Genomic DNA, 2,574 nt, shown 5'->3' with positions numbered 1-2,574 from the left:
CGTCTACGGCATTACCTAGCACGGCTGCACCGTAAAACCTTGTGCTACTCCAAATCCCTTGAGATGTTGAAATGTTCACTCCGTTTGCTGCTTCACTATTTGAAGTATCGAGCTATTCCTCTACCTACTTAACCATTACGGTTTCAGCAACGCCTCCTACTTTATTAGAACATCCTGAGATTACGCTGACCGATCTTCTCCTAAGGCTATGCGTTTAATGCGATCGGCTATACCTCCCAGTACGTGCTACATCCTCTCTTCACGCTGGGAAAGAAGGAGATACATGGAACCTGCTAACGGTTGGTTAGGGAGACACCGAGAACGACACATAAACCGCCGAGGATGAGTGTTGGTGTAAGGGGTTCGTTGAGCAAAAGTGCTGCCAGGATGACTGAGATGACAGGCACCAAATTGATAAAGACGGCTGCTTTGGCGGCACCAATGAGTTTTACACCCTCGTAATACCAGCAAAAGGCAGCAACGGTTCCTAACAATGCCAGGTATAGAATTCCGAGCCAGACAGAAACAGAAAAGGTTTGCCAGCTTTGGAGTAACCCTTCCCGTAAAGCAGGTATGAAAAAGATGGGAGTTCCAATCAGGCAAGCGTAGGTGGTAGCAGCAAATGGGGAGAGTGTTTTCATTACCTGTTTGCCCATCAGGGTGTAGATCGTCCAGGTGATAACGCAGCCTAGCAAAAACCAGTCTCCAAAACCAATTCCTTGCGCTAAAATCGCCAGTGGATTTCCTTGAGAAATCACGATCGCGGCACCTGTGAGTGCTAGAAAGATGCCGATCAGCTTAAACGGAGTGAGTTTATCTTTTAGAAGTAGGGCCGCACTGAGAGCAATGACAGTGGGATTGGTTGTGACGATGAGAGCCGCTCGGCTTGCATCGGTGGTCTGTAGTCCTAGGAAAAAGAAGGCATTGTAGGCAAAGATGCCACTGAGCCCAAGAATGACCAGGGGCAATACTTGCTGCGATCGCAGGGGCGGCAGTCGCCCTTCTTGTTTGATTGTTAATAGCAGGAGACAGAGAGTGGCGATCGCATATCGCCAAAACGCAGCGGTAAAAGGGGCAACTGACTGCATTAAAACACGCCCCACAATAAAGGTTGCGCCCCAAATCACGGTCATTGCTGCCAGCTTGATAAAAATCAGCGTGGGGGGTGTAGAGTTGTCGGTTGATTTGCCCATGAAGCAGCTCCTGTTCTCGATTCCCTTACTATCGAGCAATCTTTAGCAGGTGGTCTTGTACGATCTTGGGGACGGGTAACTTCTAATGGTTGAGTAGTTGTCCGGGTGTGCAGCCAAGAATTTGTTTGAAGCGGCGCGTTAGATGACTTTGATCGAAAAATCCGGTTAGGTAGGCAGCTTGGGCAATCGCCTCTCCTGCTAAAATCAACCTTTTTGCCTGATGGACCCGAACTTGATTGAGGTAAGTATGAGGTGGTAACCCAACCGTGGTACAAAACACCTGTGCTAGATGAAAAGGGTTTAGGTCAACCAGTTGAGCAAGCTGCTGAAGCGATATGTTACTTGCGTAATGTGCTTCGATGTATTCTCGCACCTGCTTTACAGCCCAATGTTCTTGTTCTAAATGTTTCACATGAGGAGCATTTTGGGCTTGACGAGTCAATACCTGAGCTAACACAGAGAGCAAAACGGTTTCCCGCTCAAGCCTTGAGCTTGTCTCGCTCAACAGTTGATGCAAAGTTCGCATCGTTTGAGCAAGCTGTGGGTCATACACGATTGCTTCTGGAAACCAACAGTTGCTCCAGGAGCGATCTGCTATTTCTGTTGCAACACGCTGTAGAACAGTTGGTGCAACGTAGAGGGCTCGATATTTCCAGCCTGCTTTGCTCAAAACTTGTCCGGTATGGGGTTCACCTGGATTGAGCAGTCCGAGATAGCCAGCCGGAGAGGCATGAACACTTCCCTGATACCAAAAAGCCCCAACTCCACCCTCAATGATGCTGATGGCAAAGCCGTCATGAGTATGACGGCTAAATGAGTGAGTGAAATAGTGGGCGTGAAGGATATCAATCCCTGCAAGGTCGGGATCTTGCCAGAGTTTGGCGCGATCGCGCCGCTTTTTTTGAGGGGTAGGGGAGTGTGGCATACCCCTGATGATATCTAACTTGAACGAGCAATTAGGGCAAACAATCAATGTAATTTTCCATGTCCCAGTTGCTGGTGGTAGCGAGGAAGCGTTCCCATTCATCGCGCTTGTACCAGGTGTAAACGTCGTACATTTCTCCAGGAAGGGCAGATTTGATCACCTCATTGGCAGCTAAGCGATCGAGCGCTTCACCCAGTGACATGGGTAGTTTTTTCACTTGTTTTCCAGCTTCCATTGCTTCGTAGAGATTGCGATGTTCTGGTTCACCGGGGTCGAGGTTGAGTTTGATGCCATCGTCAAAGGCTTTGAGAATTGCTGCTGCCATCAGGTAAGGATTCACCATTAGACCTCCTGCATGAATAGCAAAGGGATGTGACAGTTGAGGATCGCAGCGAAGCGAGATAGTTTCTATCTAGAAGCTATCGTCAGAAGCAGATATGCGATATACAGAATTGG

General features: G+C 48.5%; 3 protein-coding genes and 1 pseudogene. 1 reads left to right on the top strand and 3 read right to left on the bottom strand.

The features are described 5' to 3' along the window. Window positions 1-132: pseudogene (locus H6F93_RS15380) on the top strand (IS1 family transposase); the annotation flags it as partial. Between the two features lie 161 nt (window positions 133-293). Here the strand turns inward: H6F93_RS15380 and H6F93_RS15375 are convergent. The 3 genes from H6F93_RS15375 to H6F93_RS15365 form a co-directional block, all read right to left on the bottom strand. Next, window positions 294-1,193: a DMT family transporter gene (locus H6F93_RS15375; RefSeq protein ID WP_190682268.1), complete on the bottom strand. Its 900-nt coding sequence runs from the start codon at window positions 1,191-1,193 to the stop codon at window positions 294-296. Window positions 1,194-1,275: 82 nt separating this feature from the next. Continuing rightward, complete coding sequence (locus H6F93_RS15370; RefSeq protein ID WP_190682265.1) at window positions 1,276-2,118, bottom strand: AraC family transcriptional regulator; 843 nt, start codon at window positions 2,116-2,118, stop codon at window positions 1,276-1,278. A gap of 31 nt (window positions 2,119-2,149) precedes the next feature. Beyond that, window positions 2,150-2,461, bottom strand: coding sequence for a type I glutamate--ammonia ligase (locus tag H6F93_RS15365; protein ID WP_242043481.1), 312 nt, complete (start codon window positions 2,459-2,461; stop codon window positions 2,150-2,152). Window positions 2,462-2,574 lie beyond the last annotated feature (113 nt).

The sequence above is a fragment of the Leptolyngbya sp. FACHB-671 genome (assembly GCF_014695745.1).
Classification (GTDB): domain Bacteria; phylum Cyanobacteriota; class Cyanobacteriia; order Elainellales; family Elainellaceae; genus JAAUTN01.
Note: the sequence above shows the minus strand (reverse complement) of the source record. Positions and strands in the feature narration are given on the sequence as shown.